Raw genomic sequence first — 14,761 nt, 5'->3', positions numbered from 1 at the left:
TCCTTCTTGCCCTTGTCCTCGGCGTCGCGCACGGTGGCGAGGTTCGTCTGCAACCGGTGCGCCTCCCTGTCCGTCAGCTTGCCGTCCTTCTCGAAACGGTCGATCAGGGCGGCGATGTCCCGCGTCGAGGTCTCGACGGAGAACGTCACGGATTGCTCGGTCTGGCTGCCCGCGTTGCTGACCGCGGTGACCGTGACCGTGTGCGTGCCCAGGGCCAGCCCGTACAGCGGCTGGAGCGTCCCGGACTCGAACGGCTTGCCGTCGAGCGTGCCGCTCACCGACTTCACGCCGGAGGCGGTGTCGACGACCTGCCAGGCGATCTGCAGGTCCTGGCTGTCGCCGTACTTCTCGCCGTCCGCCACGCCCGAGATCACCACGGCGGGCGCCTTGGTGTCGATCTGGAACGCGGCGGCCTTGACGTCCTCGGCGTTCCCGGCCTTGTCGGTCGAGCGGTACTTGAGCTCGTGCCTGCCCTCACCCGAGACGGTGACCGGCTCGGTGTACGGCGTCCAGTCGCCGCCGTCCACCGCATACTCGGTCTTCTCCACCCCGGCCGTGGCGTCGGTGGCGGTGAGCATCACCGGCACGGCGGCGTCGTGCCACCCGCTGTCGTTCGGCGAGGCGAACTCCGCCTTGGTCATCGGCGCGGTCGCGTCCGCCTTGACCGTGAGGGTCTTGGCGTCCTCGACGTTGCCCGCCTTGTCCGCCGAGCGGTAGGCCAGAGCGTGCGACCCGTCACCGGAGACGACGACAGGAGCGGTGTAGGCGGCCCAGTCGCCGCCGTCGAGCTGGTACTCGGTCTTGGCGACCCCGCTGCCGTCCGCCTCGTCGGCGGCCGACAGCGTGACCGAGACAGGACCGGTGTACCAGCCGCTCTGCGGCGCGGCCGGGTCGGTGGCCGCGGTCGTCGTGGGCGCCGTCTTGTCGTCGGCGCCCCCGCCACTCTTGACCAGATGGAAGTGGTCGAACTTCGCCGTCGCCGACGCGGTCTGGCTGTTGCCGCCGAAGGCGAACACGCCCACCTTCGCCCGGCTCGCCACGGCGCCGTTCTTCACCGTGGCGCCGATCTCGGTCCAGTCCGTGCCGTTCGCGGAGTAGTACCCGTGGAAGGTGTCGCCCTCCTTCTTCAGCCGCAGCCACCACACGCCGGAGCCGTGCTGGTCGACCTGCGGCTGCGGGTCCTGAACGGCTCCGCCGACCTCGCTGCGCAGCTCGATCCTCGTCGCCGTCGCGCCGTCGGCCACGTAGTCGACCTTGACGTAGTCGTCGTCACCGCCGTAGACCACCAGGCCGCCCTGGTGGTAGGCCTGGTTGAACGCCGATCCGTCGAGCTTGGTCTCCAGCGTCCAGTCGCCCTCGGGCGCGTTCTGCAGGACGAAGTTCTTCGGGCCGCTGTTGTCGGACCCGTAGATGTCTCCCTTCGAGGTGTCGATCTCCAGCTTGCCGCCGGTCACCCGCATCCCGGTGGCGTCGGGACGGACGACCGCGTTCCAGCGGCAGGAGTCGAGCGCGCCGCCGTCGAACTCGTCGTCCGGCGCCGCGCCGGTGGCCGTGTCGTCCGGCGTGATCTGGAACCAGTCGAAGGACGCGTCCACCACCGGGTGGCCGCCGGTCCCGGACAGGGCGAGCAGGCCGATCCTCGGGTTGGTGATGCCGGCGAGCTTCTTCGTCTCCGGCATCGCGGTGAAGGTGACGCCGTCCGCCGAGTAGGAGGCGTTCAGGTTGGTGCCGTCGGTGACGAGGCGCACGTACACGGTGTCGGGGAAGGCGTCGCCGAGGTTGGCCGTGTTGCTCGCGTTCACCTCGTTCGGGGCGCCGTTCTCCTCCCGGATGTACTGGAAGATGCGACCGGCGCGGTCGCTGGTGCCCCGGCCCTCCAGCACGATCTTCGCGTAGTTGTCGTCGTCGCCGTACAGGACCAGGCCGGCCTGCTCGTAGGCGTCGAGGGCCTTCAGCGTGACCTTGGCGGTGGCCGTCCACGCTCCCTGGGGCGCCGGTTGCACGACGATGTTCGTCGCGTCGCCGCCGGTGCCGTAGATGTCGGTGCTCGACGTCGGGATCACGAGGTTGCCGCCGGCGACCTTGAGGTCCTGGTTCTCGCGGATGACCGACCACCGTTGACGGTCGAGCTGGTCGCCGGTGAAGCCGTCCGAACGGCCGGTGAGGCAGACGGTGGTCGCCGAGTCCACCTTGATGGGGATCTGGGCGGTGGCGGAGGCGCCCTTGTCGTCGGTCGCGGTCACCACGGCCGTGTAGGAGCCCGGTGCGCTGTAGGTGTAGCTCGCCTCAGCCGTGGCAGGCTGAGGCGAGCCGTCCGCGCCGAAGTTCCACTTGTAGGTGATCGAGCCGCCTTCGGGGTCGGTGGCCGTCGCCTTGAAGTCGACCTTCAGCGGGGCGGTGCCCGTCGTCGGGGTCGCCGTCGCGGTCACGGTCGGACGCTGGTTGTCGGTCGCGCCCTTGCCGACGAAGTCGACCCAGTTGAAGTTGGCCAGGTAGGCGTCGTTGGCCGCGCTCGCCGGCTTGCGCACGACGAAGTAGAGCGGCCCGCTCTCGGACGGCGGACTGGTCAGGTCGAGCGTGACGTCGGTGAACGTCTGCCAGCCGCCGGTGGGCGTCACCTCGGCCGAGCCCACCAGGGTCCCGGTCCCGGGGTTGCCCGCCCGCACCTGTACGGTCCCGCCCGCGCCGCCCGAGGCGATCCGGAACCGGATCCCGGTGACGTTCGACAGGTTCACCGGGTCGAACGACCACCAGTCACCGTCCTGGACGAACCCGATGTTGAGGTTGCCGCCCTGCGGGTCGGTCGTGGTCTCCGTCTGGACGCCGGCGGCGTCGGTGCCCTTGCCGTCGGCCACCCGGCCGGTCTGCGCGAAGTGCTCGGCCTGCTTGCGCTTGGGCTCCAGGATGACCTGGCCGCGGCCGGTCAGCGGCTTGGCGTCGCCGGCGCCCTTGTCGGCGTAGCTGGCCTCGATCACGTAGAAGAGGTTGTCGGTCTCGCCGTGGCCACTCTGCGAGGTCTGCAGGGTGCCTTCACAGCCCTTGAGCTGGTCGAGTGGGTGGCCATGGCTGTCGTGGCCGAGGATCGCCTGGATCTGGACCTTGTCGCAGTCGATCGCGCCGTCCTCGGCGTCGGTGACGGTGACCTTGAACTTCACCTGGTCGCCGAACTCGAAGAAGGAGCCGTTCGGCGGCACGTCGACGGTCACGACGGGACGGGTGTTGCCCGCGGTGATCGTCACGCTCGCCGTGCCGGTCTTGCCGTCGGAGTTCGTGACGGTCAGGACGACGCCGTACTCGCCTGCCTTGTCGTAGGTGAAGGTGGGGTTGGGGTCGGTGGAGTCGGTGTCGCCGTCGCCGTCGAGGTCCCAGGCGTAGGTGATCGCCTTGTCGTCCGGGTCGCGGCTGCCCTCGCTGGAGAACTTCACGGTCAGCGGCAGCGGCCCGTCGGTCTTGTCCGCCGTGACGCGGGCGATCGGCGGGCGGTTGCCCTTGATGTACTCGATGCGGTAAATGCCGGAGTCGGCGTTGTCACCGCCGAAGCCGGAACCCCACTCGATCATGTACAGCGCGCCGTCGGGGCCGAACTTCATGTCCATCGGCTTCTTGAACTTCAGCGAGCCGAGGATGCGGTTCATCTCGACGAGCTTGGTGCCGTTCTCATCGAGCTGGAACGACCACACGTTGTCGTTGTTCCACTCGCCGAAGACGGCCTTGCCGTCCCAGTAGGCCGGCCACTTCACGTCCGACTGCAGGTTCGGGTCGAAGCGGTAGACCGGGCCGCCCATCGGCGCGCCGCCGCTCAGCTCCGGGAAGTTCTGCGGGTCGGCCCCGTAGTGGTACCAGATCGTCGCCGGGATGACCGGGGGGAGGTTGGTCAGGCCGTCGTTGTTGGGCGAGTCGTTGACCGGCGCGGCGCAGTTGAACGGCGACCCCGACTTCTTGGTGGCGAAGTCGTAGTCGACGTACGGGGTGTTGTTGCCGACGCAGTACGGCCAGCCGTAGTTGCCCGGCTTGGAGACCAGGTTCCACTCGACCGTGTTCTCCGGGCCCCGCGTGGCGCTCGCCGTGTTGGCGTCGGGGCCGTACTCGCCGAGCATGATGCCGCCCGTCTTCGGGTCGAGCCCCATGCGGAACGGGTTGCGGAAGCCCATGCCGTAGATCTCCGGCTTGGTCTTCGCGGTACCCGGCTGGAACAGGTTGCCGGACGGAACGGTGTAGGTGCCGTCAGCCTCGGGGTGGATGCGCAGCAGCTTGCCGCTCAGGCTGTTGGTGTTGGCCGAGGTGCGCTGGGAGTCCCAGTTGGTGCGGCCGGACTGCTCGTCGAGCGGCGCGTAGCCGTCGGAGGCGAACGGGTTGGTGTTGTCGCCGGTGGCCAGCCACAGGTTGCCGGTCTTGGGGTCCATCACCATGCCGCCGCCGTGGTGGCAGCACTCGGCCCGCTGCACCGGGACGTCGAGGAGCTTCTTCTCGCTCGTCAGGTCCAGGCTGTCACCGTTGACGGTGAACCTGCTCAGCCGGTCGACGTTCTCGCCGCTGGGGGAGTAGTAGAGGTATGCCCAGTGGTTGGTGTCGAAGCCGGGGTCGAGCGCCAGGCCGAGCAGGCCGCTCTCGTTGGCGGTGAAGACGTTCAGCTTCCCGGCGGTGACCGTGCCGCCCGTGGGCTTGATGATCTTCACTTCGCCGAGCCGGTCGATGTAGAAGGCCCGGCCGTCCTTGGCGACGTCCACCATCATCGGGTTGGAGGTGCTGTCGTCGAGCGTGACCTTCTCGAAGCTGGAGCTCTGCGAGGCCGAGCAGTCGGCCTTGATCGCGCCGGCGGCGGTCTGGATGCCGCCGAGAAGCAGCTTCAGGAAGTTCGGCTCGGTGTAGTTCTCCTTGAGGTGGCCGAGCCCCGTGTACCACGAACGGCCGCCGTCGAAGTCCTGGCACCACGTGTTCGGGTGGTCGGCGCCCATCGTGCCGCCGGTGTAGGACTTCTCCTCCAGCGAGGTCAGCACATGGACCGTGTTGCGCGGGTTGGCCTGGTAGTCGTACCACTCGTCGGTACGGGTCCAGGTGGTCGGCAGGTCCTTGGTCGACGGGTGGGCCGGGTCCTCGACCTTGACCGTGGCCTGCTGGATCGCCGGGTGCTGCTTGAAGTACGCCCCGACGAGCTTGCCGTACCAGGCCCAGTTGTACCCGCTGTCGGCGGCGGCGTGGACGCCCACGAACCCGCCGCCCTTCTGGATGTAGCGCTGGAAGGCGTCCTTCTGCTCCTGCGTGCCCAGCGGGTCGCCGGTCGTGGACATGAAGACCACGGCCTGGTACTGCGCCAGGTTCTCATCGGTGAACTGGGCGCCGTCCTCGGTCGTGTCGACCGCGAAGTTGTTGTCCTGGCCGAGCTTCTGCACCGCGGCGATGCCCTCGGGGATCGCGTCGTGCCGGAAGCCGGTCGTCTTCGAGAAGACCAGCACCTTGAAGTCAGGCGCCGCGGCGGCTTCCGTGGCGGCCGACGACGCGGTGACCGTGGCGCTCGCCGGTGCGGCTGAGAAGGTGATGAAGGGAGCGACGAGAGCAAGAGCCGTCGCCGCCGCGATGCGACGTCGCGGACGACGTCGGTCCTGTGGCGGGGCCGCGTGGAGCAGCCTGGCCCACGTTCGATGACGTGGTGACATGGAAACCCTTCCTGACCGGGGGGACGTCAGGCAAGGCGCGCGCCGCCGCGCTTGTTGCCACTTGGTTTTCGAGCGGGTGTTGCGGGGTGCTGGAGGGTGCCGTCTCCAGGTCTGTGGGGTGCTGTCAGTGGACTGCCGGCCGCGGTGGCGAGTCCATGATCGTGGTCGGGTCGTCGATGATCTGGGTGACCACCATGCTCGCGGCGCCCCGGGAGGCGGCGCCGAAGCCGAGCGTGGAGGCGACGAATCGGCACTGGGCGGCGGGAGCGGCCACCACGAGCCGTTGCAGCTGATGTTGCGCGTGCGGCAGCAGCCACTCGGCCAGGGAGGCGAAGTAGCCGCCGATGACGATCACCCGCGGGTTGAACAGGTTGGCCAGGATCGAGCCACCGAGCCCGAGCCATTCGCCGACCTGCGCCACCGCCTTCGTCATCCGTACATCGCCCGAGGCCAGGCCGCGCGCGATGTCGGCCACTCGTTCGCCGGGGTCGGGCATCGGCATGCCGGGCAGCCCGTAGGCGTGCTCCGGCATCGCCGCGCGGACGAGCGCGGCCAGGCCGACCTTGGTCTCCCAGCAGCCGATGCGGCCGCAGCCGCACTGGTCGCCGTTGGGGTCGAGCCGCAGATGACCGACCTCGCCGGAGAACCCGTCCGCGCCGCGCAGGAGCCGGCCCCCGGAGATGATGCCGCCGCCGACCCCGACCTCGCCGGTGAGATAGACCAGGTCGGACGTGCCTGCGGCGACACCCGAGATGTACTCGCCCAGCGCGGCGAGGTTGGCGTCGTTGTCCACCAGCACCGGTACGCTCAGCGGGCCGAGCACGGAGGTCAGCCGCTCGGCCAGCGGCAAATCATGCCAGTAGAGGTTCGGCGCGAACGTCACGACGCCGCGTGCCACGTCGACGAGCCCGGGGACGGCCACCGCTATGCCGGCGGGCGTCGCTCCGGCCCGGCACATCGCCTCCACGGCCTCCTTGGCCACGAGCCCGAGGCGGCGCACCGCACGATCCGGCGTGCTGCCCATCGCGTCGAAGACGACCCGGCGCTCGACCAGGACCCGGCCGCTGAGGTCGGTGCCGTGGACGGCGATGTAGTCGACGTTGATCTCCATGCCCAGGGCGCCGACGTGTGCGCCGTGCAGCGCCACCGCCCGTCGGGGGCGCCCGATCGCGCCCACGTGCTCGACGCCGACCTCCCGTACGAGCCGCCGTTCGAGGAGCTCGGCCATGAGGTTGGAGACGGTGGCGCGGTGCAGCCCGGTCGCCTCGGCGATGTCGGCACGGGACAGGGAGGTGTGGTCGCGCAGCTCACGCAGCACCGAGGAGAGGTTCGCCCTGCGCAGCGTGGCGGAGCCGGCCGAGGAAGCGCCCACGTTGGAGGTGCGGGTGAGGTGCCCGTTGGTCACTCGTGTCACCCGGCCTTTGTTTGTATCGGCGATCAATTAATGAGGGTTGTAACACGGAGGTGTCCGGCCACGCACCCCTGCACCGCGTAACGAGTTGGCATCGGTCGTCTTCGCGCAGTTCAGCAGGTCTTCGCCATGTCGTTACCGGACTGTTATGCGCGGTGCAACCGCTTTCCCTCTTGTGCTCTTCATCCGTTGCCCCTTTTAATTCGGCCAGCCATACGTACTAATTGAGTCCTAAGGAGACGCGTGCACCACGGCAGGGCTGACGCCCCAGCGACCGACTCGACGAGTCGGGGCCTGCCCGCGGGAGTTCCCGCGGACCAGACCACCGTGCGACGTTCCAACCTCGCTCTGGTGCTGCGTCACATCAGCGGGCACGGCCCGTGCTCCCGGTCCGCCGTCGCTGTCGAGACCGGGTTGAACAAGACCACCGTCACCAGCTTGGTGAGCGAGCTGCAGGCACGCGGGCTGGTCAAGGAGACAGGCCCGCAGCACGCGGGTTCCGTCGGCCGACCGAGTGTCGCGCTCGTCCTGGACGGCTCGCGGGTCGGCGCCCTGGGCGTGGAAGTCAACGTCGACTACATCGCGGCGATCGCCACCGACCTGGCAGGCAGGGTCCTCATCGACCGGCGGATCAGCTTCGACGCGATGGGATCCGGCCCGGAACGCTCGCTGGACGAGCTGGCCCGCGTGATCGAGAAGACCCTGGCCGACCTCGAACCGCTCGGAGTCACGCCGGCCGGGATCACCGTGGCCGTCCCCGGCCTGGTCGACACAACCGACGGCACCGTCGTCGTCGCCCCGAACCTCGGCTGGCGCGGCGTGAAGGTGGCGGAGCGACTGTCCCACGCCGACATTCCGGGTGACATCCCCATCGGGGTCGACAACGACGCCAACCTCGCGGCCCTGGCCGAGTACACCTTCGGCGTCGCGGCGGGCACCTCCGACCTGGTCTACCTGACCGGCGAGGTCGGCGTCGGCGGCGGCGTCATCTCCGGAGGCCGGTTGCTGGGTGGAGCGGACGGATTCGCCGGGGAGGTCGGGCACGTCGTGGTCGACCCGTCCGGCGAGGCGTGCCGCTGCGGCCTCACCGGCTGCTGGGAGACCAAGGTCGGGCTGGCCGCGCTCGTGCGCATGGCCACCCCCGACCGCGCGTACGGCATGCGCTCCCAGATCGTCCGCGACCCGGAGGAGCGGCTGGCCGAGATCGAGCAGCGGCGCGCCGAAGGAGACCCGAGGGTCGACGCGGCCGTCGCCGAGGTGGGCACGTGGCTCGGCATCGGGGCGGCCATGTTGGTCAACCTCTTCAACCCACGGACGATCGTGCTGGGCGGCTACTTCGCCAGGCTCGCCGACCTGCTCATCCCCGCGGCCGAGCGAGAGCTGGCCCGCCTCGGGATGAGCGGCGCCGCCGGCCGCTGCCGGTTCGTCGCCTCCGACCTCGGCTTCGGCGCCGCCTCGCGAGGAGCGGCCGGCGTCGTCGTCGAACGAGCACTGTCCGACCCCGCGAACATCGAGATCCGACATCCCCAGCCATCGGCATGACCGAACACCTCCGATCCCCCCACTAGACCTCCCGTCCGCCCGATCGCTCCGCCCGCCTCGGCACGCCCCGCCCACATAGGTGCCGCGGCCATGGCGCATGCCGTCAGGCGGACGGGAACCCGCCACCTCTCCCCCCCAGAACGTCCCGCCCCGCCTGACCGGCAGTCCGGTGCCGTATCGGCATCGTTCACGCCGACCTCGATGCCGTCGGCGGTGCCAACCGGCGCCGTCAGGCGGGCGGGACCCGACCGCACCATGAATCCAGGGAGGCACCTGTGCCGCGGTCAACATCCGACTCGGCGTCTCTGCTCCACATGCGGGGAATCGTCAAACAGTTCCCCGGTGTCCGCGCCCTGAACGGGGTCGACCTCGACGTACGCGCCGGGGAAGTGCACTGCCTGCTCGGCCAGAACGGCGCAGGGAAGTCCACGCTCATCAAGATCCTGGCCGGGGCGCACCAGCCCGACGAGGGCACCATCACCTTCGCCGGCGAGGAAGCCCGCCTGTCCGGCCCCACCGCCGCGATCCGTCTCGGCATCTCCACGATGTACCAGGAGCTCGACCTGGTGGACGGGCTGAGCGTCACCGAGAACGTCTTCCTCGGCCATGAGCCGGCGAGCTTCGGCTTCTCCCGCAGGTCGGAGGCCGACCGGGCCACGGCCGAGCTGCTCAGGCGGCTGGGGCACGGGGAGATCCGCCCGCGTACCGAGGTGGGCCGGTTGTCCCCGGCGCACAAGCAGATCGTCAGCATGGCGAGGGCGCTGTCGCACTCGACCCGGCTCATCATCATGGACGAGCCGTCGGCCGCCCTGGCCCACGACGAGGTGGACAATCTCTTCCGGGTGATCCGCGACCTCACCTCCCAGGGCGTGGCGGTGATCTACATCTCCCACCGGCTGGAGGAGATCCGCGAGATCGGCGACCGGGTCACCGTGCTGAAGGACGGCCGTACGGTCGCCGTCGGGCTGCCGGCCAAGGAGACGCCCACCTCGCAGATCGTCTCCCTGATGACCGGCCGCAACGTCGAGTACGTCTTCCCGCCCCGCTCCTCGGCCCCGCCCGGCGAGGAGATCTTGCGCGTGGAGAACCTGACGCTGCCCGGCCGCTTCGAGAACGTCTCGTTCACCGTACGGGCGGGGGAGATCGTCGGGCTGGCCGGGCTGGTCGGCTCAGGCCGTAGCGAGATCATCGAGACGATCTACGGCGCGCGCAAGGGCAGCGGCCGGGTCGTCCTCGACGGGCGCACGGTGCGGCCGGGCAGCACCACCCGGGCGGTGCGGATGGGCATGGGCCTGGCCCCCGAGGAGCGCAAGGCGCAGGCGCTGCTGCTGGACCACTCGGTCGCGCAGAACATCACGCTGGCGAGCATGAGCCGCTACACCAAGCCGCGGTGGCTGGGCTGGCTCGACCGCCGCAGCGAGCTCGCCGAGGCCACGAGGCTGTCGCAGGCGCTGGACATCCGCCCGCCCGATCCGCTCCGGGCGATCAGGACGTTGTCGGGGGGCAACCAGCAGAAGGCGGTGCTGGGCCGCTGGCTGGCCGAGGACCGCAAGCTGCTGCTGCTGGACGAGCCCACGCGCGGTGTGGACGTCGGCGCCCGCGCCGAGCTGTACGCGCTGGTCCGCAAGCTGGCCGACGACGGCATCGGCGTGCTGCTGGTCTCCAGCGAGGTGCCCGAGGTGCTGGGCCTGGCCGACCGGGTGCTGGTCGTCCGCGAGGGCCGGATCGTCCATGAGGCGCCGGCCGAGGACCTGGACGAGCACCGCGTGCTCGACCTGGTGATGGTCTCCACAGGGTCGGCGTCCGGGGCCGACGAAGCGAATCCCCTAGAAGGAGCGTTCCATGACTGACGTTGATCAGAGCGCGCCGGCCGGCCCGCGCCTGAAAGCCGTGGGGGCGCGCGGCCGCCTCGGCCGGCTCGGCGAGATCCGCCATCTGGGTCTGGTCGCGGCGCTGGTGCTGCTGGCGATCGTGGGCGTGGTGACCAGACCGGAGAACTTCGCCACCCCCTCCAACCTGGTGAGCATCCTGGCGCTGGCCTCGACCATCGGCGTGATCACGGTCGGCTCGACGTTCGTGATCATCGGTGGTGGCATCGACCTGTCGGTCGGGGCGTTGATGGCATTGGCGTCGGTGTGGGCGACAACGCTGGCGACGCAGGCGTACGGGCCGGTCGTGATGATCGTGTGCGCGGTTCTGGTCGGCACCGGCGCCGGATTGCTGAACGGATTCCTCATCGCCTACGGGCGGATGGTGCCGTTCATCGCGACGCTGGCCATGATGGTGGCCGCGCGCGGCTTGGCCCAGCGCATGTCCAACCAGCGCACCCAGCTGGTCCAGCCGGACAACTCGCTGATCGTCGACCTGTCGACCACGCGGGTGCTCGGGCTGCCGCTGCTGGTGTACATGTTCGCGCTGGTGGTGCTGGTCGGCTGGCTGGTGCTCAACCGCACGACGTTCGGCCGGCGCACGTATGCGGTGGGCGGCAACCCCGAGGCGGCCCGCCTGGCCGGCATCGACGTACGCAAGCACACGCTGATGTTGTACGCGCTGTCGGGCCTGTGCTGCGGGATCGCCGCCGTGCTGATCATGGCGCGGACCACCACCGGCTCCTCCACCCACGGCGACCTGTACGAGCTGGACGCGATCGCCGCGGTGATCATCGGCGGGACGCTGCTGAGCGGCGGCAAGGGCACGATCATCGGGTCGATCCTCGGTCTGCTGATCTTCACGGTGATCACCAACCTGTTCATCCTGAACGGCCTGAACACCGCCGACCAGCTCGTCGCCAAGGGCGCGATCATCGTCGCCGCCGTGCTCCTGCAGCGGCGAAGTCTCAAATCACCTCTATGACCCACCGAAACCCTTCCGTCCCTGACCCGGGCCCCACCCATCGGAGAAATACATGAGCAAGAACGTCGGCCGTCGAGGGCTGTTCGCGAGCGGCGCCGTCCTCGGCGCGGGCGCCCTCCTCGCGGCCTGCACCAGTAACGAGCCCGCTGCCGTGTCGGCCTCCTCCTCCGCCGCCCCGCAGGCGGCGGCGTCGGCCGGGACGGACAACGACAAGCCGGGCGAGCAGGTCGTCATCGGCTTCTCGGCCCCGGCCGCCGACCACGGCTGGATCGCGGCCATCAGCAAGAACGCGCAGGAGGCGGCCAAGCAGTACTCCGACGTCACGCTGAAGGCGGTCGAGCCGACCAACGACATCAACCAGCAGATCTCGGCGGTGGAGTCGCTGATCCAGGCCAAGGTCAACGCGCTGGTGATCCTGCCCAACGACGGCCAGCAGCTCAACCAGGTCGCCCGGCAGGCGATGGACGCGGGCATCCCGGTGATCAACGTGGACCGGGTCTTCCCCGACAAGCTGTCGTACCGGACCTGGATCGGCGGCGACAACTACGGCATGGGCGTGGCCGCCGGGCACTTCATCGGCAAGACGCTCAAGGACAAGGGGGTGTCGAACCCGGTAATCCTGGAGATCCAGGGCATCGCCACGCTGCCGCTGACCCAGGAGCGCAGCAAGGGCTTCGCCGACGCCCTGCAGATGTACGGGTTCAAGGTGACCGCCAAGCAGGACGCCAAGTTCACCGTCGAGTCGGGCACGCAGGTCGCCGGCAACCTGCTCCAGGCGCACAAGAAGATCGACGCGATCTGGAACCACGACGACGACCAGGGCATCGGCGTGCTGGCTGCGATCAAGGAGGCCGGCCGCGACGAGTTCATCATGGTCGGCGGCGCCGGCTCGGCCAACGCGATGCGCGACATCCAGGCCGATTCCGGCGTGCTGAAGGCCACCGTCACCTACCCCGCGACGATGGCCGCCTCCGCGATCAAGCTCGCCCGCCTGATCGCTCAGGGCAAGGGCATGAGCGACCTGATGGAGAACGAGGTGCCGCAGTCGATCACGCTCGCCTCGCAGACCGTGAGCAAGGACAACGTCGCCAAGTACCTCCCGTCGGGGTTCGAATCATGAGGCCGGTGGCCGGCGTCGGCATGGTCGGGTACGCCTTCATGGGCCGCACCCACTCCCAGGCCTGGCGCAACGTGGACGCCTTCTTCGACCTGCCGCTCCGGCCCGCCATGGTCGCGCTGGCCGGCAGGAACCCCGAGGCGACCGAGCAGGCTGCGGCGAAGCTGGGCTGGGCGCACGCGGAGACCGACTGGAAGCGCGTGCTCGACCGTGACGACGTGCAGATCGTCGACATCTGCACGCCCGGCGACAGCCACGCCGAGATCGCCATCGCGGCGCTGGCCGCGGGCAAGCACGTCATCTGCGAGAAGCCGCTGGCCAACAGCGTCGCCGAGGCCGAGGAGATGGCCGCCGCCGCCCGCGCCGCCGCCGGACGGGGCGTACGGGCGATGGTGGCCTTCAACTACCGCCGCGTCCCGGCCGTCGCGCTCGCCAGACGGTTCGTGGCCGAGGGCAAGCTTGGACAGATCCGGCACGTACGAGCCCAGTACCTGCAGGACTGGATCGTCGACCCCGACTTCCCGCTGGTGTGGCGGCTGCAGAAGGACAAGGCCGGATCGGGCGCGCTCGGCGACATCGGCGCCCACATCATCGACACCGCCCAGTACGTCACCGGCGAGCGGCTGACCGGCGTCTCCGCCATGACCGAGACGTTCGTCAAGGAACGCCCGCTGGCCGCCGCGTCGTCCGGCCGGTGGGCCGGCAGCGGCACGGGCAAGGGGCCGGTCACCGTCGACGACGCCGCACTGTTCAACGGGCGGCTCACCGGCGGCGGCCTGGCCTCCTTCGAGGCCACCCGCTTCGCGACCGGCCGCAAGAACGCGCTGCGCATCGAGATCAACGGATCCCTGGGCAGCCTGGCCTTCGACTTCGAGTCGATGAACGAGCTGTGGTTCCACGACCACACCCTCGACGACGCCGAAGCCGGGTTCCGGCGGGTGCTGGTCACCGAGCCCGGCCACCCGTACGCGGGCGCCTGGTGGCCGCCCGGACACGGCCTGGGCTACGAGCACGCCTTCACCCACGAGCTGAAGGACTTCATCGAGGCGATCGCCGCCGGCACCGACCCCGAGCCGTCCTTCGACGACGGGCTGCAGGTGCAGCGGGTGCTGGCGGCCGTCGAGCAGAGCGCGGCTGACGACAGCCGCTTCACCCCTGTGGAGGTTTCATGACCCGGCCCATCACGCTGTTCACCGGGCAGTGGGCGGACCTGCCGTTCGAGGAAGTCTGCCGCCTGGCCTCGGAATGGGGCTACGACGGCCTGGAGATCGCCTGCTGGGGCGACCACTTCGAGGTCGACAAGGCCCTCGCCGACGACTCCTACGTCGAGCGCAGGAAGGAGACCCTGGCCAAGCACAACCTGCGGGTGTGGACGATCTCCAACCACCTCGTCGGCCAGGCCGTCTGCGACAACCCGATCGACGAACGGCACAAGGGCATCCTGCCCGCCCGCATCTGGGGCGACGGCGAGCCAGAAGGCGTACGGCGGCGCGCCGCCGAGGAGATGAAGGACACCGCCCGCGCGGCGGCCAAGCTGGGCGTCAAGACCGTGGTCGGGTTCACCGGCTCGTCGATCTGGCACACCGTGGCCATGTTCCCGCCGGTGCCGCCGTCGATGATCGAGGCCGGGTACCAGGACTTCGCCGACCGGTGGAACCCGATCCTCGACGTCTACGACGAGGTGGGCGTGCGCTTCGCCCACGAGGTGCATCCGAGCGAGATCGCCTACGACTACCACACCACCGTCCGCACGCTGGAGGCCATCGGGCACCGGCCCGCGTTCGGGCTGAACTGGGACCCCTCCCACATGGTGTGGCAGGAGCTGGACCCGGCGGGCTTCATCCTCGACTTCGCCGACCGGATCTACCACGTCGACTGCAAGGACGCCAAGGTGCGCACCGGCAACGGCCGCCGCGGCCGGCTGTCGTCGCACCTGCCCTGGGCCGACCTGCGCCGCGGCTGGGACTTCGTCTCCACCGGCCGGGGCGACGTGCCCTGGGAGGACTGCTTCCGGGCCCTGAACGCGATCGGCTACGACGGCCCGATCTCCGTCGAGTGGGAGGACGCGGGCATGGACCGCCTGGTCGGCGCGCCCGACGCGCTGGCGCTGATCCGCGACCTCAACGCCATCACCCCGCCCACGGCCGCCTTCGACGCCGCTTTCTCGGCCGAGTAGCGCGCCTC

General features: G+C 69.8%; 8 protein-coding genes. 6 read left to right on the top strand and 2 right to left on the bottom strand.

What is annotated here, in order from left to right:
- The coding region (locus AB0J71_RS43350) for a ThuA domain-containing protein (protein ID WP_364419987.1) at positions 1 to 5,654 on the bottom strand (5,654 nt) is incomplete at its 3' end.
- A gap of 124 nt (positions 5,655 to 5,778) precedes the next feature.
- Positions 5,779 to 7,059 (bottom strand): ROK family transcriptional regulator, encoded by a 1,281-nt coding sequence (locus tag AB0J71_RS43345; RefSeq protein ID WP_364419985.1) that lies wholly within the window; start codon positions 7,057 to 7,059, stop codon positions 5,779 to 5,781.
- Positions 7,060 to 7,392: 333 nt separating this feature from the next.
- On the opposite strand from AB0J71_RS43345, the gene AB0J71_RS43340 reads away from it, so the two are divergent.
- The 6 genes from AB0J71_RS43340 (at position 7,393) to AB0J71_RS43315 (ending at position 14,753) form a co-directional block, all read left to right on the top strand.
- Positions 7,393 to 8,607 (top strand): ROK family transcriptional regulator, encoded by a 1,215-nt coding sequence (locus tag AB0J71_RS43340; RefSeq protein ID WP_352327219.1) that lies wholly within the window; start codon positions 7,393 to 7,395, stop codon positions 8,605 to 8,607.
- Between the two features lie 314 nt (positions 8,608 to 8,921).
- The gene (locus AB0J71_RS43335; RefSeq protein ID WP_352327220.1) at positions 8,922 to 10,457 is read left to right on the top strand and encodes a sugar ABC transporter ATP-binding protein; all 1,536 of its coding nucleotides are present in this window, start codon (positions 8,922 to 8,924) and stop codon (positions 10,455 to 10,457) included.
- The gene (locus AB0J71_RS43330) at positions 10,450 to 11,460 is read left to right on the top strand and encodes an ABC transporter permease (RefSeq protein ID WP_358297102.1); all 1,011 of its coding nucleotides are present in this window, start codon (positions 10,450 to 10,452) and stop codon (positions 11,458 to 11,460) included. Before AB0J71_RS43335 ends, AB0J71_RS43330 begins: the two co-directional genes overlap by 8 nt.
- A gap of 52 nt (positions 11,461 to 11,512) precedes the next feature.
- The gene (locus AB0J71_RS43325; protein ID WP_352327222.1) at positions 11,513 to 12,580 is read left to right on the top strand and encodes a substrate-binding domain-containing protein; all 1,068 of its coding nucleotides are present in this window, start codon (positions 11,513 to 11,515) and stop codon (positions 12,578 to 12,580) included.
- A complete protein-coding gene (locus AB0J71_RS43320) occupies positions 12,577 to 13,749 on the top strand; it encodes a Gfo/Idh/MocA family oxidoreductase (protein WP_364419983.1) in 1,173 nt (390 codons plus the stop codon). Before AB0J71_RS43325 ends, AB0J71_RS43320 begins: the two co-directional genes overlap by 4 nt.
- Positions 13,746 to 14,753 carry a sugar phosphate isomerase/epimerase family protein gene (locus AB0J71_RS43315; RefSeq protein ID WP_352327224.1) on the top strand — a complete coding sequence of 336 codons (1,008 nt, stop codon included), beginning with the start codon at positions 13,746 to 13,748 and terminating at the stop codon, positions 14,751 to 14,753. Before AB0J71_RS43320 ends, AB0J71_RS43315 begins: the two co-directional genes overlap by 4 nt.
- The last annotated feature ends 8 nt before the right edge of the window (positions 14,754 to 14,761 follow it).

This window comes from Nonomuraea sp. NPDC049637 (genome assembly GCF_040675235.1).
Lineage (GTDB): Bacteria > Actinomycetota > Actinomycetes > Streptosporangiales > Streptosporangiaceae > Nonomuraea.
Note: the sequence above shows the minus strand (reverse complement) of the source record. Positions and strands in the feature narration are given on the sequence as shown.